The following is a 19,703-nucleotide window of genomic DNA, read 5'->3' on the forward strand; positions in this document are numbered from 1 at the left end:
CGGTCCATTTGATTCAGCTTTTTCCCGCAATGACGGCGGCCCCAATACGGTCAGCCAGATTGAGCACCGTGTCGAACACAGTCGAGTCGCCGGTCAAGCTTCGTGACGCCCCCTGCGGATGGAGCGCACCGTCAGGAATCCGATCACCCAAAGAGCACCACCGCACGTGCCGAATCATCTTGTCGTGACACTATGACAGTCCTTGCACATCAGACCATTGACGGTGGATTGTCTCAGCCCATTTGCGTGTCGCGGGGTACTGATCTTTCTCAGTGTCGATCAATTGCTTGCGCGTGACGCCCAACTTACGCAGCGCCACGCTGGACAGATCAACCAGGTGCAGCGGCTGGCTGATTTGAACAGCAGAATGCACCTGCCCAGCCAGCTTGCCTTTGTCGAAACTCTTGAAGCCAGCCGTGTGGGGAACGTCGTGGAAAACGGTCTCCATCAAGGCGCAATCGACTGTCGTGCCGCCATACAAGGTGGGAATCGCTCTGCCCTGATCATCCTGGATCGGGCTGAAGCGTGCGTTGCCGCGTACACCGGGATTGAATTGATCTGACTGATATTTATCCTGATGCACACGATGGAGCACGTCGCCCTTGACAAGCACCGTGAGAGTCACGTGCAGCGTAGCCGCAGGCACCGGAGTGACGGACGCCGCCAAATCCGTGGCAGGCGTCGCCCTACCCTCACTGAACTCGATACGCTGCTTAGCCATGGACAATGCTCTGGATCTCATCCAGTGCGGCAGCAATCACCCGATCAGGCGCCGGTGCCAGCAAGTCCTGGGGCCTTTTGCCGCCCAGAAAACTGTTATCTGAGCGGAACCAGTACGCCATACCCCAGCCGTCCTTGTGGCCAGCGAAAGCCTCAATGACTTTGGCTAGTGCCTTGAATGGCCGATAGCCTGCATCCGGATCCAAGCCATAACCAGGGAAATAGTCGACCCCACCGTGACTTATGGCAAAGATCTGCCCCTGCTTTTTCCATTTGTTGGGCTGGGCACTCGGGTTTCGGGTACTTAATTGTGCCACCTGGCCGATGTCCGCGGCGGTCAGCCAATCACCGCTTTCCAACACCGCTTTGCGGGCTTGAACCAGCATTGCTGCTTCCTTGAGCAGGCGAGGCGAAGGAGGCTTACGCGATCTGCTTGGTGCTCTCAGCGCACCAGAACCTCGCGTGCTAACACTCCATTACACCACTGAAAGATTGCATGACATCAACGCCGAAGGACCGCTTCGTATGGGCTATGCATGGCCAACCGTATGGCATCACGCTCAGACCATCCCTACTGCGCTTGCATGTATGGGTCGTAGCAGGCACTCGATGTTCATGGCCGCAGCACACTTTAGTTCCTGCGCGTCGTCTCGACCTTGAAGGGCGGACGCTAGCGCTGATTCGGCCCTACATCGCGTACTCGGAGTCATCTTTTAAATGCTACACGTGAGTTTTGCTGAGTGGCTCGTAGATTTGTACGACGCCAAAGGATTGTGCCGACGGATAGTTAATGAAATTAAATTATCACCTGCTCGCTGGGATAGAAGGCGCCAAGCAGCTCAATGAAGGACTGACGCAACCAACGATTCGCCGGGTCATGGTGGAACCGCGTATGCCAGTACAGGTGGATGTCGTAACCGCAAATGTCCCAAGGCAGGCGGACCAGGCGCACATCGGTGATTTCGGCGAAACGGCGGCCGACCGCCAGAGGCACGGTGGCGATCATGTCGGACTCGGCCACCAGAAACGGCACGCCCATGAACCGTGGCAGGCTGAAACGCACCCGGCGCGTGACGCCATGGGCGGCCAGTTCACGGTCCAGCACACTCATGCCACGCTCTTCGGCCTGGACCGCGACGTGCACGGCCCCCTGGTACTGTTCGGCGCTTATGCTGTCGCCGATAGTGGGATGATCGTTACGCACGATGCACACGAATGAGTGACTGTACAGCGCCCGGTGCCGGATCGAGGTGTTGAGCAAGCGCGGGAAATAGCCGATGGCCGCGTCCACCTCCCCGGCGTCCAACCCCTCCTCCAATTGCTCCGACGACAAGGCCTGGGTGCGAATTCGCAAATTTGGCGCGGTTTTGTCGAGCATGCGCATCAGTCGGGGCAGGAACACCATTTCACCAATGTCCGACATGCACAGCACCAGTTGTCGGTCGGAGTGTTCGGGGACGAACCCCGTGGACGGCAACACTTCGCTGCTGACCATCTCCAGGATGCGTTGCACCGGCTCGGCGATCTGCAGGGCCCTGGCGGTAGGCTGCATGCCGCGGGAGGTCCGGATGAACAAAGGATCGTCGAACAACGTGCGTAGCTTGGCTAGGGCGAAACTCATGGCAGGCTGGCTGAGGCCCATGAGATCACCGGCCAGGGTCACGCTTTGCTTTTTGCGCAGCGCATCGAAGACCTTCAGCAGGTTGAGATCGACGTCCTTGATATCCATATTTTGGATTTTATCTATAAGTGAAATAAGGTTTTCGGATTCTAGGTCGAAGCCTAGACTCGGCACAAGATCGTTAACTCGATTAACCGAATTGGCATCCTCATAACAATAACGGAGCACACCATGCCCAAGAAACTGCGCAGCAATTTCCCCTATGGCTCCTATTTATGGGCTGTGCGCGCCGCCCAGTGGCGTGCCTTGGGCATTGACGAAAGCGAGTTGGAGAAACCCAAGATCGCTATCGTGAACTCATCGTCCAACCTGGCGATCTGCTTCAGTCACCTGGATGGCATCGCGGAGGTCCTCAAGCAGTCAATACGCGAGGCCGGTGCCCTGCCCTTCGAAATTCGCACCGCCGCGCCCAGCGACTTCATCACCGGCGCCGGTGCCGGGGGCGCCTACATGCTCGCCGCCCGCGACCTCATCACCAACGACATCGAAGTCGCGGTCGAAGGAGCGCAGCTCGACGGCATGATCTGCCTGGCCTCTTGCGATAAAACGGTACCCGGCCAACTGATGGCGGCCGCCCGCCTGAATATCCCGACCCTGGTGGTGGTGTGCGGGTACCAGCCAAGCGGCGAATACAACGGCAAGCATGTCGATATCGAAGACGTGTTCATCAGTTCCATGCATGTGGTGACTGGCAAATTGCCGGTCGAGGAGCTGGCCGGCATGGCCCGCAATGCCATCAAGGGCCCCGGGGTCTGCTCGGGGATGGGCACCGCCAACTCGATGCACCTGGTGTGCGAAGCCCTGGGCATGGCCCTGCCTGGCAGCACGCCAATTGCCGCCAACAGCCCGCAGATGTTCGACTTCGTGCGCCAGGCCGGCCAACGTATTGTGGAAATGATCGAGGAAGACCTCAAACCCCGGGATATCCTGACCCCCCATGCCTTCGCCAACGCCGTCGCGACCATTCTCGCCGCGGGCGGCTCCGTCAACACCATCAAACATATGCAGGCGGTGGCCGCCGAAGGCGGCGTTGAGGTCGACGTCTACCAACTCTTCAGGGACCTGGGAAACAAGGTGCCGGTGCTGGTCGGTGTACGGCCGGTGGGAGAACACAGCATCGAGCAAATGGAGGCCGCGGGCGGTGGGCGTGGGCAGCTCAAGCGCCTGGAACCGCTGTTGCATGGAGACGTGCTGACGGTCACCGGAAAAACCCTCAAGCAAAACCTGCAAGGGGTGACCGTCAGTGATGACGCGGTGATCCGCCCGTTGGACAACCCCTTCGCCACCCAGCCCGCCATCGTGATGCTGAGCGGTAACATCGCGCCCCAGGCGGGCATCGTCAAATACGGCATCGACCCGAACAAGATGCGCCGCTTCGAAGGCCCTGCGATCTGTTTCGAGCGCTCCGCCGATGCCATCGAAGCCTTGCAGGATGGGCGCATACAGCCTGGCCACGTGGTGGTCATGCGCGGTGCCGGTGTGCGCGGCGGCCCGGCCATGGGCGGCGGCGCTTCGAAAGTGGTGTTCGCCATCGACGGCGCCGGGCTCGGCGACCACGTGGCCATGCTGACAGACGGCCACCTTTCAGGGTTGGTGTGCAAGGGCCTGGTGGTGGCCGAAGTCGCCCCTGAAGCGGCCGTCGGTGGTCCGTTGGCGCTGGTCGAGGACGGCGACATCATCACCATCGATCTGGACCACAACCGCCTCGACGCCCATATCAGCGAAATCGACATGCAGGCGCGGCGCGCCCGTTGGCAGCCTCTGGCACCGCAGTTCGGCGGCGGCTGGCTGGATATCTACCGCCATAACGTGTCCTCCATGGAACGCGGTGCGGTACTGATCAAGCCGCGCGACATCACCCACGCCGGAGAGCAACCGCAATGAGATTGCGCGACGACGAGAAAGCCATGCTCGCCGGCGATCAAGGCCCGGCGGTGCAGAAAGCCATGGATCTGCTGGTGCGTTATGGTGAGGCCCTGGATGCACAGTGCTTGGTGGATACCCGGAATGTGGCCGGAACCATCGGTGCCACCACCCCTTTCCTGCGTCAGTACGCCGAGCGTGAGGGTGGCATGGACGCGGTGTTCAGCGAGTTCAACCTCGACAGCGCCGAGGTGGTCCAAATCCCCAAGGTCAAGGTATTCAGCAGTCACCTGCAGCAAGGCATCGACCCCAGGCACGCCAGCCGCCAAGGCATTGGCGAAGACGTGGTGCGCATTTATGAAACCGGCCAGGCCTACAGCAGCGGCCTGGGCGTACAGCCGTTGAATACCTGCACGCCTTATCAAGTCGGCAACGTACCGGTGAAAGGCGAGCACTGCGCCTGGATGGAATCCTCAGCGGTGATCTATATCAACTCGGTCCTCGGCGCCCGAACCAATGCCGAGGGCCGGGAAAGCACTGGCGCGGCGATGCTGACCGGCAAGATCCCCTATTGGGGCCTGCACTTGGACGAGAACCGTCGCGGCACCCACCTGATCCAGTTGGATATAGACGTGAACACCACCGCCGACTGGGGACTGCTCGGCTACTGGGTCGGTGAACAGGTGCAGGATTGCATCCCGGTCATCGAGGGTGTGAGCCACCAGCCCAACCTGGCTCGCCTCAAGCACTTCGGCGCGGCGGCAGCTTCCAGCGGTGGCGTGGAGATGTATCACCTGGTCGGGGTCACGCCTGAAGCACCCACCCGCGAGCAAGCGTTCGGCGCTACCCGGCCTTCAGCCACCTTGCGCTTTGGTGAAGCCGAACGACGCTGGGCCTACGAGCAAGTCAACGTCACGGGGCACGATGCGCAAGTCGATTTCGTCATGCTGGGCTGCCCGCATTACAGCCTCGAACAAATCTGGGAAATCTGCCAACTGCTGGAAGGCCAGCGCCTGAATGCAAACACCGAGCTCTGGATATTTACCGCGGCGTCGATCAAGCAACTGGCTGACGTGGCCGGCTACACCCGCATCATTGAGCAGGCCGGTGGTCATGTGATGACCGATACCTGCTCGGCAATCGGCAAGGTGCTGCCCAAGGGCACGCGGGTGGCGGCCGTGGACTCGGCCAAACAGGCCCATTACCTGCCGGCGATCATGGGTATCCAGGCGTGGTTCGGCACCACCGCCGAATGCATCCAGGCGGCCATCGACGGTCGTTGGAAAGGAGTACTGAAATGAGCGCGACCTTTACGCTGCGAGGCCGCAAGGTCGTTGGCGGCTGCTTCGAAGGTGAAGCCTTGGTGACCCGTGACCGCATCTCTGGCTGGGGCGGCATCGACCCACGCAGCGGCACGATCATTGAGACCCGCCACGAACTCAAGGGCATCAGTTTTGCTGGCAAGGTCCTGGTGTTTCCGGGCGCCAAGGGCTCGTCCGGCTGGTCCTCGCAGTTCCATATCGCGCGTCTCGCCGGCGTGGCCCCTGGCGCCATGCTGTTCAATGAAATGACCGCAAAAATGGGCCTGGGCGCGGTGGTCGTACACGCACCCGCCATGACCGGTTTTACCGAGGACCCGCTGGAGCGGATCCGTACCGGGGACTGGGTGCGCGTCGATGCCGACGCCGGGATCGTCGAAGTGACCCCGCGCCTATCGCGCAGTGACCCGCCCATACCGCAACAGCCCAACGGTCCGCAACGAACGCCGGCGCCGTCATAACCCGAAGATACCTGCTGAACACAACCGCTCCCCGTGGCCACCGGCCAACGGGTTCGGGCTCGGCTGCCTTTTTTACACCTCAAAGGAAGTTTTATGGCTCATGTCATTCGCACGGTACGCCGTACCAGCGCCCCCACCCCTCAACACCTGCAGGCTGACGTGTGCATTGCCGGCGCGGGTATTTCCGGTATTTCCGCCGCCCTGGAGGCCGCCGCGCTCGGCAAGCGGGTCGTGCTGTTCGATGCCCTGCCCATGCTCGGCGGCCAGGCGGTCGGTTCGATCATCGGGACTTTTTGCGGATTGTTCTCCAACGGTCCGAACCGCCAGTTGCTGACCCATGGCATCGCCGACGGCATCCTTCGCGACCTGGGCGCCTCGGGCGATTTGCACCAATCCATCGGCCCCTTGACCACCGTGGTTTACTATGACGAGGTGGCCCTCGGTCGCTGGATGGGGCAAAAGGTGCTCGACGCTGGCATCACCGTGGTGCTCGGTGCGGTGTTGCGTGACGTGGTGCGCGAAGGCACGCGGGTCCAGGAAGTGGAGTTGGCCACCCGTTATGGCGACGTCCGCGTGGCGGCCAATGGCTTTATCGATGCCAGTGGCGATGCGGCACTGGTCTGGAACGCCGGGCTCGCCTGTCGCGAGCCGGATACGCCCATCTATGGCACCCAGATGTTCGTCCTCGAGCATATCAATGAAGCGCACCTGCCGACTCGCGCGCAATTCACCGAACGGGTCAAGGAAAAAGCCAGGCACTACGGCATCGAGCGCGACGACGGCTTGTTCTTCCAGTTCCCTGGACGCGGCACGGCGGCGTTCAACATGACGCACATCGAAACGCCCCTGGATCCGATCGCCGCGTCTCACGTCGCCATCGCCGGGCGCCAACAGGTGGACCAGGTGATCAACTTTCTCAAAGCGGAGTACCCCCAGGCCTACGGCAAGGCCAGGGTACGGGCGTATGCACTGCCAGGCATTCGCCAGACCCGCTGGATCGTCGGCCAACATCACCTGACCGCCGATGAAGTACGAGCCGCGACGATGTTCCCGGATGCGGTGGCGCGCACGTCCTGGCCGGTGGAATTGCACGGCAACAGCACCGGTTATCAGTGGGAGCCCTTTGGCGACGATCATGTCCACAGTGTGCCGCTGCGCAGCATGCTCCCCGAAGGCAGCGATAATCTGGTGGTCGCGGGCCGCTGCATCGACGCCGACGCGGCCGCGCTGTCGAGTGTGCGCGTGATGGGACCGTGTATCGCCATGGGGGCCGCCGCCGCCCACGCGCTGGATCTGGCTGGCCCGGACGGCCGCCTGAGTGATATACCCGCGCAAGTCTTGCGCGAACGGCTGGCCTTCAATCTGGAATAGGTTTTCAAGCAGTTCGATGCGCCCACCGCGTGAACGGGGGGCGCCACTCCGACAACAATAAGAAATACAGTGGAGAACGCACATGTCACAGTCCCGTACCCTGGATGTCGCGGCGCTTATAGAGGCGCGCAAACTGTCACGGTTCAACTACGTGGTGATTCTGGTTTCGGTATTGATCACCTTCCTCGATGGCTTCGACTTGCTGGTGCTTTCCCATACCGCCTCCTACATCGCCGATGAGGTCGGTCTGGACAAGATCCAACTGGGCGAAATTTTCTCCATCGGCCTGCTGGGCATGATGCTGGGCGGGTTCTTCTTCGGCTACCTGGGTGATCGCATCGGACGGCGTCCCACCATTCTGTTCTCTACTTGCTCGTTCGGCCTGTTGACGTTGCTGTTTGTCATGGCCGACAGCTACGCATCGCTGATGGTCCTGCGTTTTTTCAACGGCTTCGCCCTGGGCGCCATGTTGCCGTTGTGCTGGGCCTTGAACATCGAGTTCGTCCCCAAGCGTTACCGCTCCACGGTGGTGACCATCATCATGGTCGGGTTCAGCCTCGGCAGCGCGATGGCCGGCCCGCTGACGGTGTGGCTGGCGCCGCATATCGGTTGGCAGGGCGTGTTCGTGTTCGGCGGCGTGGTCACGCTGTTCGCCTGGGTGCTGTTGTTGTTCACCCTGCCCGAATCGGTGCGTTTCCTGGCCAGCAAGCGTAAGGCTCCGGAGAAAATCGCTGCGATTCTCAAGCGCATGGACCCGAACCTGGACGTACGCAGCACTGACCAATTCGTCCTGTTGGACGAGCCGGACATCGGTCGCCAGGCATTTCGGGTCAGCCAGCTGTTCATCGGTCGCTTGAAATGGATCACGCCCATGATCTGGCTGGGCTACTCCGCCAGCTCCATGGCCATGTATTTCCTCGCTTCCTGGAGCCCGCTGGTCTACCAATACGCCGGATTTGATCGCGCGACAGCGTCGTGGGTCAGCTCGCTCGCATCGTTCAGCGGTGCGATGGCGGGCCTGGCGATGATGCGTTTCGTCGATACCCGTGGGCCGTACATGGTGATGATCTATCCGTTGCTGGCCTTGCCTTTCCTGCTGGTACTGGGCATCACCGGCATGCAAGGCACCGCGTTCCTGATGTTGAGCCTGGTCGGCGGCGTGTTCGTCAAAGGCTCTCACTATGGAATCCTCAGCATCGCCGGGGTGTTCTACCCCAGTGCCATTCGCGCCAATGGCGCCGGCTGGGCCACCTCCATCGCCAAGATCGGCTCGATCCTCGGCCCATTGCTCGGCGCCTATGTACTCAACAGCGGCCTTCCGGTGGTCAAGAGTTTCCTGGTCCTGGCGATCTGCCCGGCCATGCTGGCGGCCTGCGCCTTCGTCATCGGCCACCTGACTCGCCGCCCTCCTGCGGCAGACCCGTTGCCCGCCCCGTCTCAAACCTGAGCACCTTCCTGCCGGCTTACAGCGCCTGACCCAGGCACCCCGTGTCGCGTCGCTATCGACGCGGTCAGGCAAAACTCGTCCTGAATAATCCTACTGATCCTGAGACCAATAAAAATGAACAGGAACCTTCTCCTTGCCACCGCCCTGACGCTCTGTGGCCCAGTCACCTGCGCCCATGCGGACTTCATCAAAGACAGCAGCGCGACCCTGACGACGCGCAACTTTTACTTGAATCGCGACTTCCGCCAGAGCGACGCGCCTCAGGCCAAGGCCGAGGAATGGACCCAAGGCTTTATCGCCGAATTTCAATCCGGCTACACCGACGGCACGGTGGGCTTCGGCCTCGATGCCCTGGGTGAACTGGGTATCAAGCTCGACTCCGGCGCGGGCCGTCGTGGCAGTGGGCTATTGCCTTATGGCCCCGACAGCCATCAACCGGTGGACGACTACAGCGAACTGGGGCTGACCGCAAAAATGCGCCTGTCCAAGACCCAGCTCAAGGTCGGCACGCTGATGCCGATTCATCCGCTGGCGTATTACAGCGATACCCGACTGCTGCCCTCCACCTTCACCGGTGCCTACCTGACGTCCGGCGAGCTCGACAACTTGACCGTCACCGCAGCCAGACTGACCAAAGCCAATGGCCGCGACTCATCCAGCAACGACGACGTCAGTTATGCCGGCCAAAGCAGCGATCACTTGGACCTGCTCGGCGGCGATTACACCGTCGGCAAGCAGTTGACCCTGCGTTACCACTACGGTGAGCTGCAAGACATCTACCGTCAGCAGTTCGCCGGCCTGATCCATGTATTGCCCTTGGGGGAAGGCGTGAGCCTGCGCTCCGACCTGCGCTACGTCGACAGCGACGATGTCGGTGTTGGAAAAGCCGGGAGGATCGATAACCGCAACTTCAACGGCATGTTCACCCTGACCGTCGGGGCCCAGCGCTTCTCTGCGGCGTTCCAGCGCCTGTCGGGCGAGAGCGTGTTTCCAGTCATCGATACCGGTACGCCCTATGTGGCGAACCTGGTCACCTACAACTCGTTCACCAAAGCCAACGAAAAGTCCTGGCAGTTGCGCTACGAATATGACTTCGCTGCGCTCGGCGTGCCCGGCCTGACGTTCATGACCCGTTACGTGAAAGGCAGCGATATCCATACGCGCACGGTCAGCGACGGCAGTGAGTGGGAGCGTGACACCGACCTGGCTTACGTCTTCCAAAGCGGTGCCTTGGAAGGCCTGAACGTGCGTTGGCGTAACCTCACCTTCCGCTCCGGGAATGGCCTGACCCAGCGACTCGATGAGAACCGCCTGATCGTGGCTTACACCTGGAAACTGTGGTGAGCCCCGCCCACCGGAACCCGCTCGCATACGTCTTACCGGGAGAACACTTATGACGTCGTCACGCGCCATTGATGTCGCCGCCCTGATCGAGGGGCGCAAGCTGTCGGGCTTCAACTATCTGATCATCTGCGTGTCGGTGTTGATAACCTTCCTCGATGGTTTCGACTTGTTGATGCTGTCCCATACCGCCGCCTATATGGCCGAGGAAATCGGCCTGGACAAACTGCAACTGGGCAACATTTTTTCCATCGGATTGTTCGGCATGATGCTGGGCGGGTTCTTTTTCGGTTATCTCGGCGACCGGATCGGCCGCCGTCCGACCATCATTCTGTCCACCAGCGCCTTTGGTGTGCTGACGCTGCTGTTCACCTTTGCCGACAGCTACGCCTCGCTGCTGGTACTGCGTTTCCTCAACGGTTTTGCCTTGGGTGCCATGCTGCCGCTGTGCTGGGCACTGAATATCGAATTCGTGCCCAAGCGCTACCGTGCCAGCGTGATCACTATCATCATGGTCGGCTTCAGCCTGGGGGGCGCGGCAGCCGGTCCACTGACCGTATGGCTCGCCCCGCAGTACGGCTGGGCCAGTGTGTTCGTGCTGGGCGGCATCGCCACGCTGCTCTCCAGCGTCCTGTTGTTTTTCACCCTGCCGGAGTCGGTACGGTTCCTGGTGAGCAAACAGAAACAACCGCAAACCGTGGTGGGCATCCTCAAGCTCCTGGATCCCGGCATCGATGTGCGCGCCGGGGACCGCTATTTTCTCGCCGATGAAATCGACATTGGCCGCCAGCCATTTCGGGTCGGGCAACTGTTCATCGGCAAACTGAAATGGATCACGCCCATGATCTGGATCGGCTTTGGCGCAAGCTCCATGGCCATGTATTTCCTCGCGTCATGGAGCCCTCTGGTGTATCAGTATGCGGGCTTCGACCGGGCTACTGCGTCCTGGGTAAGCTCCTTCGCGTCCTTCAGCGGCGCCATGGCCGGGCTGGTGCTGATGCGAGTGGTCGACACCCGGGGGCCCTATGCGGTGATGATCTACCCCCTGCTCTCATTACCCTTCCTGCTGGCGCTGGGCATTGGCGACCTGCAGGGTAACGCCTTCATTGCGCTGAGCATGGTCGGCGCCATTTTCGTCAAGGGCAGTCACTACGGCATCACCAGCATCGCCGGGATTTTCTACCCCAGTGCCATTCGCGGCAACGGCGCCGGATGGGCAGCCTCCATGGGCAAGTTTGGCTCGGTATGCGGGCCGCTGCTCGGTGCTCATGTGCTCAACAGCGGCATGCCTGTCGTGAAGAGCTTCGCGGTATTGGCTCTGTGTCCGGCGGTGCTTGCCGTGTGCGCCTACACCGTGGCGCGCATCGATAGGCGCTCGTCCATGAAAGCCGAGGCAAGCTCCTGCACAACCTAGAAGTACAACTCAGCAAGGTACAAAGAAAGCACTTCAAGTCACTCGTCTTTGCTTTACGTCTGACGGAGTTTCTCCCTCAACGATTCAGCGCCGTTTTAGCGCGTTGCTGAGAGGAAGAGCCAGAGGTGTAAATACGGCTATTTGAGGTCTCGCTGCCTGAGCGATTAAGAGATTTGCGCGAAGATATCTTCGACGCCGGCTTTGCTCGCTCTGAAGATGTTGGAGGCCCAGGCTGTATGACAAACACCTTTGATCGTTGCCATGGCCGCGCGTAGCCCGATTTTGGCCTTGCGGCGAACTCCACTGGCAGAAGCATTGAGGTAGGCGATGGTCGCTGCAACCCATTTAATCGAAGCGCTTTGAGGTTCGCATAACGCTAGTCCTATTTACAGTTGAAATCGACATGAGGCACGGGCTATGTCGCCGATGATCCGGGTTGTCCGCATCACCGGCGATTGGCTTTTATTGTCCGTTTTTAACCCGACTCCAAACACGCGTGCGCAGCCGGTCGGTCTCCAGCGGCATCGCTTCCAGCACGAAGAGTTTCTTCATCACGCTTTCAGGCGGGTACACCATTGGGTCGTTGAGAATGGCCTTGTCGACCATGCCCTCAGCGGCAGCGTTGCCGTTGGCATAGTGCACGTGGTTGCTGATGTCAGCCATGACGTGGGGGTCCAGCAGGTAGTTCAGAAACGCGTAACCGGCCGCTTCATTCGGAGCATCGGCGGGCATGGCGACCATGTCGAACCACATCGGTGAGCCTTCCTTGGGGATGGCGTAAGCAATCTGCTGGCCATTGCCGGCCTCATTGGCTCTGGCGGCTGCCTGCATCACGTCGCCAGAAAACCCCACGACCAGGCATACGTCACCCGTTGCAAGATCGCTTGTGTACTTGGAGTTGTGGAAGTAATTCACATAGGGCCGCACTTTGAGTAGCAGGGCCTGGGCCTTCTCGTAGTCGGCCTTGTCCTTGCTGTGATGCGCAAGCCCCAGGTAGTTCAAGGCGATGGGAAGGATCTCGGGGCCGTTGTCGAGCATGGCTACGCCGCATCGGGCGAGTTTTTTCATGTTCTCCGGCTTGAACACGATGTCCCATGAGTCTATCGGTACATCGCCCAGGACTGCCTTGACCTTGGCCACGTTGTAGCCGATGCCGGTGCTGCCCCATAGGTAGGGAAAACCGTATCGGTTGCCCGGATCGTTGGCCTCCAGAACCTTCATCAGCGTCGGGTTGAGGCTCTGCCAGTTCGGCAGTTTGCTGCGGTCCAGCGGTTTCAGCGCACCGGCCTTGATCTGCCGGGCCATGAAGTGGTTGGAGGGAAACACCACGTCATACCCGGAACGGCCGGCCATCAGTTTGGCGTCGAGGACCTCGTTGCTGTCGTACACATCATACTGAGTCGGGTGCCCGGTATGGCTGGTAAAGTTTTGCAGGGTATCTGGGGCAATGTAACTGCTCCAGTTGTAGATCCTGACGGTGTCTGCCGCCTGAGCGGTGGACGCGATCAACAGTAGCGGAACGATCGACTTCAACATACGAGACCTCAACCTTTGTTCTTTACGTTATGGGTGAAGGCAGTTCAGAAAATCAGCACGTAGCTTTTGCGAACGGTTTCTTGTATATCCCAGACTCCCGTGGTGTTCGCAGGCAACATCAATGCGTCGCCGGCCTGGATATGAAGGATCTCACCGCCATCCGGGGTGAAGGTGCAGCGCCCCTGGATGAAATGGCAGAACTCCTGTTGCACGATCTGGCGCCGCCAGCGGCCGGGGGTGCATTCCCACACCCCGGCTTCGACGCCGTCATCGCGCTCAACGCTTGTCGTGGCAACCTGTGAAACCGGCTCACCCAGCGGTATACCGACAGCGCCCGATTCCACGAGAGACAAGCGTGGGGTGTCGCGAAAATGATCGATCTTCATGGGAACGGCTCCTTGGACTTCATCAGACGTTCCATGCAACCCGCCAGGCCCTCGGCCATCCGGCGACGCCAGCGCGGTACATGGAGGTTGGCCAGTATCCGATCCTCGTGAACAAAGCTCTGGATAATGGCGTTGTAACCCAGCCAGCGCAGGGGCTCTGGCTCCCAGCGCGGCAACGAGGCCAGCGGACGGTCGGACCACACCCAAGGCTGGCGGGTCAGTTCGTTGTCCTGACCAAGAATCAGCGCGGCCACGGTGCGACCACCCAGGTTGCTGGCGCCTACGCCTTCGCCGCCATAGCCACCGGCGAGTGCAATTTTCTGGCGGCGGTCGGCCAGCATGTGCGGGTGAAAGCGCCGCGCGACGCCCAAGTTGCCGCCCCAGGCATGAGTCAGACGAACATTGCGCAAAATCGGGAATAGTTCGCTAAACAAGTACTGACGCAACTCACGTTCGGCCTGACTGAGGTTGAAGTCACTGCGCAGGCGACCTCCAAAGCGATAGCCACCGCGGGCACCAAATACCAAGCGGTCATCGCGGCTGCGCTGACCGTAGGTGACCTGTCGGCTGTTTTCGCTGAAAGCCTGGCCACGGCTAAGTCCAATTTCGGCCCACACATCGGCCGGGAGCGGCTCAGTTGCAACGATCAGGCTCTGGGCGGCCAGTTGATATTTGTTTAACGGGGGCAAGGCACTGGCATATCCCTCGACTGCCGGCACCACCCAATCGGCGCTCACCCGACCGTGCTCGGTTCGAACTTGGCCTGCCGTCCAGTCGAGCACAGCGCTTTGCTCGAAAATCCGCACACCCATGCGTTCCACGACATCGGCTAGCCCCCGTACCAACCGGGCAGGTTGAAGGGTCGCGCAGTGAGGTGAATACAGGGCGCCGTACGCCTGGGCCACATTCAATTGTTCGCACAAGGCCTGAGCGCTCAACCAGCGATAATCGTCCTCACCCAGGCCTTGGGCACGGGCGGCAGCGAGTTGTTCGCGCAGGCGCCGTTCTTGCTCGGGATACCGCGCCGCGCAGTACAGCACGCCACCTTTACGCAGTTCGCAATCGATGCTTTCGACGTGGCACACCCGCGCCACTTCATCGGGGATTCCGTGCAGCAGTTGATATCCTGCATGACGTTGGGCGGCGGGCAAGGGCCCCAGGAGTCGGTCTTCGCCGAGCAGATTCCCCATCAACCAGCCGCCATTGCGGCCGGAGGCGCCGAAACCGGCAATCTGTGCTTCAACTATGACGATATCCAGGTGCGGTGCTTGCTGCTTGAGGTAATAGGCCGTCCAAAGGCCGCTGTAGCCGGCACCGATGATCACCACATCGGCTCGCAGATCCTGATGCAACGTCGGACGCGGCGTCAGCGCCTCGTCGACTTGCTCCATCCACAAACTCACACCACCCCAACCAGCCATTACCTGCTCCATCGTTTGATTGCCGACAGAGCTTAATGCGCAGCGAAGGGGCCTGTGTTATCTGCGGGTACGCGCGCAATTGGCCTTCAACCAGGCTTTTGGTGTGCAGCCGGTATGGCAGCGGAAAGCCTTGTAGAACGCAGAGGTGGAATTGAATCCGGCAGCCACTGCGAGGGCATCGATGGGTGCGTTTTCGTCGTAACTGGCGAGGCGTTCAAGGAGGTAGGCCAAGCGAGCCTGAGTCACGTAGCGATAGAAGCTTTGCCCGAGCACTTGATTCAATAAGTAAGACAACTGATTACGGCTGTACCCGGTGGCGCTGGCGATCCGTGCAAGATCCAGGTCAGGGTCCAGGAATGGCTGCTGGCGGGTAAAGTAATCAGCCAAGTCTCGCGCCATGAAGCTCAACTGGCGCGCCGATAGCCCTAGCTTACTGATGGCGGGGGCGCGACGCCCGGCGTGCGGCTCGCCGTCGCGCACGAGTGACGCGTATTCGTTGACACGCAGGATCTGACCCTCACATACGATGATCGCTTCGCTGGTGCGAAAGACCACCCGCTCGCCACTGCCCTTCAGAGCGGTCTGGTACTGGATGAATGCCGTGCAGCCGTCAGCGCGGATGCGGTCATTGTGCTCAAGATATTCATCGGGATGGCGCGGCAATGTGCCAGTGATGTAGGCGCGCAGCTCGGTCAGGCCCATGCTGCGATTCTGGAAAAAATCGTTGTACTGCACATGCGGGTGATAGAGCGCGAGTATCGCCTCCAGGTCGCGGTGCTTCCAGGCCATGTGATAGCGCAGCACCACCTCGAGGGTGAGCTTCGTCTGTTCGGCGGTATCTGACGGGACGAGGAGCATGGGTTGACGGGCCTTATGACTGGGCGGCACCAGTCTAGTCCTTGAGTGGTTGAGCGAACAAACTCAGGCACGCCCAGGCGCACATGATTGAGCGAGCGGAGCCTCTAGCTGCCTGTGGCTCTGCCATGCTTGCCACCCAGCACCAACGCAACGCCGCCCAGTACAGCAATGGATGCCAACACCATCCTTACGCTCAGGCTTTCCCCCAGAAAAACGATGCCCGCCAGCGAAGCCAGGATGGGCACGCTCAGCTGCACCGTCGCGGCTTGAAACGCTGCCAAATGACGCACCGCGACGTACCAGACCGCGTAGCCGACGCCTGACGCCAGCGCGCCGGAAAGAACCGCATAAAGTATCCCCTGCGGATCCCAACGCAGCGCAGAGAGAAACGGCAAGCTTGCCATCAAGACCAGGGGAATCGAGCGCAAGAAGTTGTCGGTTGTGGTGGCCAGCGGATCGGCGACAGTTTTGCCAAGCAGTGAGTAGATCCCCCATGCCACCCCCGATAACAGCATCGTGAGTGCGCTAACGGGGTCAGGTGCTGCGGCACCTGGAAGCAGCAGGCTAACCAAGCCAACAATCGCCAGCACAAACCCAACGACTGCCAACGTGTGCATCCGCTCGCCTTTGAACACGCCGTACAGAACCATGCTCAGTTGAACCGCGCCAAACAACAGCAGCGCCCCCGTCCCGGTCTCCAAATGACGGTACGCGAAAGAAAAAGCAAAGACGTAAACGAACAAGGCTGCGGCGCCCTGCCAACTGCCTTTGCCTATGGTTGAGGTCCGCCTCAAGGCACACAACAGCCATAAAACCGATGCCCCGCTGGCCAGCCGGACCACGCTGAAACTCGCGGCATCGATGTTGGTGTGCTTAAGCGCCAGGCGGCACAGCAGCGAGTTCGCGGCAAAGGCGAGCATGGCGAAACAGATCATCGCGATCAATCTTGCCGAAGCTGACGAGCTGGACGCCTTCGTTACGGGGTTGCTTATTGTCATGGTCGATCCCAATGCCTAGGCAGGCTCTCAGAACTCTTGACGCCACCGCGCCCTTAAAAACACGTTAAACGCCTCTGTACCGATCGGTCAATACAACTATCTTCCTGCAACCATGGGATGAGCTTCGCCCGTTTGTATCCTTCACCGCGCACGCATGGGTATGATTGGCGCTCAACCGGTTGGAATTGACCCATGGGAAAAAAGAACGCCGTCGTCGCTGCCGAACCTGCTGAAACAAGCACTAAGGAGCGGATACTGAAGATCGCTGCGCAGCTGTTCTCGACGCGCGGGTTTCACGCAACCGGCATGGCTGAGTTGGAAAAAGCCACTGGCCTGGCTCGAGGCGCGCTGTATTACCACATCGGCAGCAAGGAAGAGTTGCTGTTCGAAATCACCAGCCGGTATTTGCGAGTGCTCATCGCAGAAGGTACGCCCCTGTGCGAGAGCGACCAGCCTGCAGAAGATAAATTTCGCCAATTCTCGGCCATCGTGATGCGCACGATTGTCACCCACCTGGCCGAAATGACGGTGTGTTTTCGAGAAGTGTATTCGGTCATTGGCGAGCGCCAGACTGAATTGCTCGACCTGCACCGGCAGTATGAAAAGCTCTGGTCGAATATCCTCAAGGCTGGCGTGAGCGAGGGGACCTTCCGCACATCTGACTCGTTAGCCGTGAAGGCTATTCTTGGTATCCACCACTACAGCTACTTGTGGATCAAGCCCGGTGGCCCGCGCTCTCCGGAATCCATCGCGACGTTCTTTTGCGACACCCTCCTGCCCGGACTGAAGGTTGAGCCGCGCCCGGCTTGACTGTTATCAGCGGCGCTTCAAGTGCGCCGCTTTCCTCGCTCCCCTCATTCACGTGCCATCACCGATGGTCGTCCTTGCGACTGGACCACGCGCGTTTTTCGTTCTAGGCTTACCTACAGACCGACCGATCGGTCTGTAGAATCGCCGTTGGGTCCAGCCCGACAAAGGAATCAGAGGGAACAACAATGACAAAAAAATCCATGGTCCCCGCCAAGCAAGACATGCCTCAAACATCTTTGGCTCGCAGGGATTTCTTGATTAAAAGCGGGGCCGTTATCGGTACTGCTGCCTTTGCTCTGGGCGATAGCGACCTGGTCAGCGCAGAGACGACCAACGTCGCCCCTCTTGATCCGAACCTGCCCCTTGAAGTCCCGCAATGGACCCGTAGCCTTGGCGCTCCCACTGCAAGCCCTTATGGCAAACCTTCAACGTTCGAAACCAAAGCGGTCAGGAATTTATATCCCGGCCTGAAGGACACGATGTCCGCCTACAGCACCTCGCCACTTCAAGAGTTGGACGGCATCATTACCCCGAACGGCCTGTTCTATGAGCGCCATCACGCGGGCGTCCCGCAAATCGATCCGGCGCAACACCGGCTGGTGATCCACGGCCTCACCGAAAACGCCTTGATCTTTACCGTGGACGAGATACGCCAGTTCCCCGCCGTGTCACGCGTGCACTTCATGGAGTGTTCGGGCAATCCATCGTTTCTACCTCCCTGGGGCAAAACCGCCGCCGAAGTCAGTGGCCTGGTGAGTTGCGCTGAATGGACGGGCGTTCCCCTGAAGACCCTGCTGGATGAAGCAGGGCTCAAGCCGCAAGCCAAGTGGATCATCGCCGAAGGGGCGGACGGCGCGGCAATGACACGCAGCATTCCCATCGAGAAATGCCTGGACGATGTGATGGTTGTCTACAGCCAGAACGGCGAGCGTCTAAGGCCGGAACAGGGCTACCCGCTGCGCCTGTTTGTCCCCGGCTACGAGGGCAATACCCACATCAAATGGCTACGCCGACTTCATGTCACCGATGCGCCCGCCTACAGCCGGGAAGAAACCGCCAAATACACCGACTTGATGGCGGACGGCAAAGCTCGGAAGTTTTCCTTCGTCATGGAGTGCAAATCGCTGGTGACCTACCCTTCCGGCACCCAGAAACTGACACGCAAGGGCCTGCATGAGATGCGTGGCATCGCCTGGAGCGGCCACGGCAAAATCACCCGCGTTGACGTTTCCGTCGATGGCGGCAATAACTGGACGCAAGCCAAATTACAAGAACCCATTCTGACCAAGGCGCTGACTGTCTTCAGGGCGCCTTTCGAATGGAACGGCCAGGAATTGATGATCATGAGCCGCGCCATCGACGAGACCGGCTATGTTCAGCCGATGCTGGAACAGTTGATTGATGAACGTGGCAAGGTCTCTTTCTACCACAACAATTCGGTGCAACCGTGGCGTGTTTCCAGCAATGGGGAGGTGACCAATGGACGGGCTTAAAGGTGGATCGTTTCTCATCGGTTTGCTGTGCGCCTGTGCGCTGACTCATGCCTCGGCACAATCCCAATACGGTTTGGGCACCAAGGCTACCGAAGCGCAGATCGCCAGTTGGAACATCGACGTGGCGCCCGACGGCAAGGCCTTGCCTCCAGGGCGCGCAACGGTGGCTGATGGGGAAAAGGTCTACATGAGCAGCTGCGTCAGCTGCCATGGCGTGAAGCTCGAAGGTGGCATCGGCCCCGCGTTGGCGGGGGGCGCTGGAACGCTGACGACTGAAAAACCGCTCAAGACAGTCGGCAGCTATTGGCCCTATGCAACGACGCTTTTCGACTACATCCGCAGAGCCATGCCCTTCCAGGCGCCACAGTCATTGTCCAACGAACAAGTCTATGCGGTGACCGGCTACATCCTGCACATGAACAAGCTGCTGGACGCCAACGCGACCGTGGATGCATCGACCTTGGCGGATGTAAAGATGCCGAATCGAGACGGTTTTTATACCGACGACAGACCGGACAGCAAGGCGGTTGCCTGTATGTCGAACTGTTTAAAAGCTCACTGACGGATCAAAAAATGTAAAATCC

18 protein-coding genes are annotated in these 19,703 nt (G+C 60.1%); 10 read left to right on the forward strand and 8 right to left on the reverse strand.

Annotation, left to right across the window (positions count from 1 at the left end; translation table 11 throughout):
• Positions 1-190: 190 nt before the first annotated feature.
• The 3 genes from CD58_RS18080 to CD58_RS18090 all read right to left on the reverse strand — a co-directional run bounded on the left by CD58_RS18080 (position 191) and on the right by CD58_RS18090 (position 2,449).
• Positions 191-721 carry an RES family NAD+ phosphorylase gene (locus CD58_RS18080; protein ID WP_223528795.1) on the reverse strand — a complete coding sequence of 177 codons (531 nt, stop codon included), beginning with the start codon at positions 719-721 and terminating at the stop codon, positions 191-193.
• Positions 714-1,106 (reverse strand): hypothetical protein, encoded by a 393-nt coding sequence (locus CD58_RS18085; protein WP_025214405.1) that lies wholly within the window; start codon positions 1,104-1,106, stop codon positions 714-716. The genes CD58_RS18080 and CD58_RS18085 overlap by 8 nt, the downstream gene beginning before the upstream one ends.
• Before the next feature lie 410 nt (positions 1,107-1,516).
• Positions 1,517-2,449, reverse strand: coding sequence for a LysR family transcriptional regulator (locus CD58_RS18090; protein ID WP_025214406.1), 933 nt, complete (start codon positions 2,447-2,449; stop codon positions 1,517-1,519).
• A 123-nt stretch (positions 2,450-2,572) separates the two neighbouring features.
• On the opposite strand from CD58_RS18090, the gene CD58_RS18095 reads away from it, so the two are divergent.
• The 7 genes from CD58_RS18095 to CD58_RS18125 all read left to right on the forward strand — a co-directional run bounded on the left by CD58_RS18095 (position 2,573) and on the right by CD58_RS18125 (position 11,617).
• A complete protein-coding gene (locus CD58_RS18095; protein ID WP_200868887.1) occupies positions 2,573-4,285 on the forward strand; it encodes a dihydroxy-acid dehydratase in 1,713 nt (570 codons plus the stop codon).
• Positions 4,282-5,565, forward strand: a complete 1,284-nt coding sequence (locus CD58_RS18100; protein WP_025214408.1) for an aconitase X — start codon at positions 4,282-4,284, stop codon at positions 5,563-5,565. Before CD58_RS18095 ends, CD58_RS18100 begins: the two co-directional genes overlap by 4 nt.
• The gene (locus tag CD58_RS18105) at positions 5,562-6,044 is read left to right on the forward strand and encodes an aconitase X swivel domain-containing protein (RefSeq protein WP_025214409.1); all 483 of its coding nucleotides are present in this window, start codon (positions 5,562-5,564) and stop codon (positions 6,042-6,044) included. Before CD58_RS18100 ends, CD58_RS18105 begins: the two co-directional genes overlap by 4 nt.
• Before the next feature lie 33 nt (positions 6,045-6,077).
• Positions 6,078-7,415: an FAD-dependent oxidoreductase gene (locus CD58_RS18110; RefSeq protein WP_327205550.1), complete on the forward strand. Its 1,338-nt coding sequence runs from the start codon at positions 6,078-6,080 to the stop codon at positions 7,413-7,415.
• Between the two features lie 82 nt (positions 7,416-7,497).
• On the forward strand, positions 7,498-8,862 hold the full coding sequence (locus tag CD58_RS18115; protein ID WP_025214410.1) for an MFS transporter: 1,365 nt from the start codon (positions 7,498-7,500) through the stop codon (positions 8,860-8,862).
• A gap of 114 nt (positions 8,863-8,976) precedes the next feature.
• Entirely contained in the window at positions 8,977-10,206 is a 1,230-nt protein-coding gene (locus CD58_RS18120; protein ID WP_025214411.1) for an OprD family porin, read from the forward strand.
• A gap of 49 nt (positions 10,207-10,255) precedes the next feature.
• On the forward strand, positions 10,256-11,617 hold the full coding sequence (locus CD58_RS18125; protein WP_025214412.1) for an MFS transporter: 1,362 nt from the start codon (positions 10,256-10,258) through the stop codon (positions 11,615-11,617).
• A 462-nt stretch (positions 11,618-12,079) separates the two neighbouring features.
• On the opposite strand, the gene CD58_RS18130 is transcribed toward CD58_RS18125, so the two are convergent.
• The 5 genes from CD58_RS18130 to CD58_RS18150 all read right to left on the reverse strand — a co-directional run bounded on the left by CD58_RS18130 (position 12,080) and on the right by CD58_RS18150 (position 16,753).
• On the reverse strand, positions 12,080-13,153 hold the full coding sequence (locus CD58_RS18130; protein ID WP_123487401.1) for a polyamine ABC transporter substrate-binding protein: 1,074 nt from the start codon (positions 13,151-13,153) through the stop codon (positions 12,080-12,082).
• 44 nt (positions 13,154-13,197) lie between these two features.
• Entirely contained in the window at positions 13,198-13,539 is a 342-nt protein-coding gene (locus tag CD58_RS18135; protein ID WP_025214414.1) for a cupin domain-containing protein, read from the reverse strand.
• Positions 13,536-14,960 carry an NAD(P)/FAD-dependent oxidoreductase gene (locus tag CD58_RS18140; protein WP_025214415.1) on the reverse strand — a complete coding sequence of 475 codons (1,425 nt, stop codon included), beginning with the start codon at positions 14,958-14,960 and terminating at the stop codon, positions 13,536-13,538. Before CD58_RS18140 ends, CD58_RS18135 begins: the two co-directional genes overlap by 4 nt.
• 57 nt (positions 14,961-15,017) lie before the next feature.
• Entirely contained in the window at positions 15,018-15,818 is an 801-nt protein-coding gene (locus CD58_RS18145) for a helix-turn-helix domain-containing protein (protein ID WP_025214416.1), read from the reverse strand.
• A 104-nt stretch (positions 15,819-15,922) separates the two neighbouring features.
• Positions 15,923-16,753 (reverse strand): DMT family transporter, encoded by an 831-nt coding sequence (locus CD58_RS18150; protein ID WP_038436689.1) that lies wholly within the window; start codon positions 16,751-16,753, stop codon positions 15,923-15,925.
• Between the two features lie 255 nt (positions 16,754-17,008).
• Between CD58_RS18150 and CD58_RS18155 the strand changes: the two genes are divergently transcribed.
• The 3 genes from CD58_RS18155 (at position 17,009) to CD58_RS18165 (ending at position 19,681) form a co-directional block, all read left to right on the forward strand.
• Positions 17,009-17,626, forward strand: coding sequence for a TetR/AcrR family transcriptional regulator (locus tag CD58_RS18155; RefSeq protein WP_025214418.1), 618 nt, complete (start codon positions 17,009-17,011; stop codon positions 17,624-17,626).
• 185 nt (positions 17,627-17,811) lie between these two features.
• Positions 17,812-19,119 (forward strand): sulfite dehydrogenase, encoded by a 1,308-nt coding sequence (gene soxC / locus CD58_RS18160; RefSeq protein WP_223528798.1) that lies wholly within the window; start codon positions 17,812-17,814, stop codon positions 19,117-19,119.
• Positions 19,106-19,681: a c-type cytochrome gene (locus tag CD58_RS18165; protein ID WP_025214420.1), complete on the forward strand. Its 576-nt coding sequence runs from the start codon at positions 19,106-19,108 to the stop codon at positions 19,679-19,681. The genes soxC and CD58_RS18165 overlap by 14 nt, the downstream gene beginning before the upstream one ends.
• Positions 19,682-19,703: the final 22 nt, after the last annotated feature.

The organism is Pseudomonas brassicacearum (assembly GCF_000585995.1).
Lineage (GTDB): Bacteria > Pseudomonadota > Gammaproteobacteria > Pseudomonadales > Pseudomonadaceae > Aquipseudomonas > Aquipseudomonas brassicacearum_A.

What these genes read in the sequence shown, in the direction of transcription:
- CD58_RS18080 (WP_223528795.1), bottom strand. Translation starts at nt 721, where the DNA reads ATGGCTAAGCAGCGTATCGAGTTCAGTGAGGGTAGGGCGACGCCTGCC.
- CD58_RS18090 (WP_025214406.1), bottom strand. Translation starts at nt 2,449, where the DNA reads ATGGATATCAAGGACGTCGATCTCAACCTGCTGAAGGTCTTCGATGCG.
- CD58_RS18130 (WP_123487401.1), bottom strand. Translation starts at nt 13,153, where the DNA reads ATGTTGAAGTCGATCGTTCCGCTACTGTTGATCGCGTCCACCGCTCAG.
- CD58_RS18125 (WP_025214412.1), top strand. Translation starts at nt 10,256, where the DNA reads ATGACGTCGTCACGCGCCATTGATGTCGCCGCCCTGATCGAGGGGCGC.
- CD58_RS18105 (WP_025214409.1), top strand. Translation starts at nt 5,562, where the DNA reads ATGAGCGCGACCTTTACGCTGCGAGGCCGCAAGGTCGTTGGCGGCTGC.
- CD58_RS18095 (WP_200868887.1), top strand. Translation starts at nt 2,573, where the DNA reads ATGCCCAAGAAACTGCGCAGCAATTTCCCCTATGGCTCCTATTTATGG.
- CD58_RS18165 (WP_025214420.1), top strand. Translation starts at nt 19,106, where the DNA reads ATGGACGGGCTTAAAGGTGGATCGTTTCTCATCGGTTTGCTGTGCGCC.
- CD58_RS18155 (WP_025214418.1), top strand. Translation starts at nt 17,009, where the DNA reads ATGGGAAAAAAGAACGCCGTCGTCGCTGCCGAACCTGCTGAAACAAGC.
- CD58_RS18115 (WP_025214410.1), top strand. Translation starts at nt 7,498, where the DNA reads ATGTCACAGTCCCGTACCCTGGATGTCGCGGCGCTTATAGAGGCGCGC.
- CD58_RS18120 (WP_025214411.1), top strand. Translation starts at nt 8,977, where the DNA reads ATGAACAGGAACCTTCTCCTTGCCACCGCCCTGACGCTCTGTGGCCCA.
- CD58_RS18085 (WP_025214405.1), bottom strand. Translation starts at nt 1,106, where the DNA reads ATGCTGGTTCAAGCCCGCAAAGCGGTGTTGGAAAGCGGTGATTGGCTG.
- CD58_RS18100 (WP_025214408.1), top strand. Translation starts at nt 4,282, where the DNA reads ATGAGATTGCGCGACGACGAGAAAGCCATGCTCGCCGGCGATCAAGGC.
- soxC (WP_223528798.1), top strand. Translation starts at nt 17,812, where the DNA reads ATGACAAAAAAATCCATGGTCCCCGCCAAGCAAGACATGCCTCAAACA.
- CD58_RS18140 (WP_025214415.1), bottom strand. Translation starts at nt 14,960, where the DNA reads ATGGCTGGTTGGGGTGGTGTGAGTTTGTGGATGGAGCAAGTCGACGAG.
- CD58_RS18135 (WP_025214414.1), bottom strand. Translation starts at nt 13,539, where the DNA reads ATGAAGATCGATCATTTTCGCGACACCCCACGCTTGTCTCTCGTGGAA.
- CD58_RS18145 (WP_025214416.1), bottom strand. Translation starts at nt 15,818, where the DNA reads ATGCTCCTCGTCCCGTCAGATACCGCCGAACAGACGAAGCTCACCCTC.
- CD58_RS18150 (WP_038436689.1), bottom strand. Translation starts at nt 16,753, where the DNA reads ATGATCTGTTTCGCCATGCTCGCCTTTGCCGCGAACTCGCTGCTGTGC.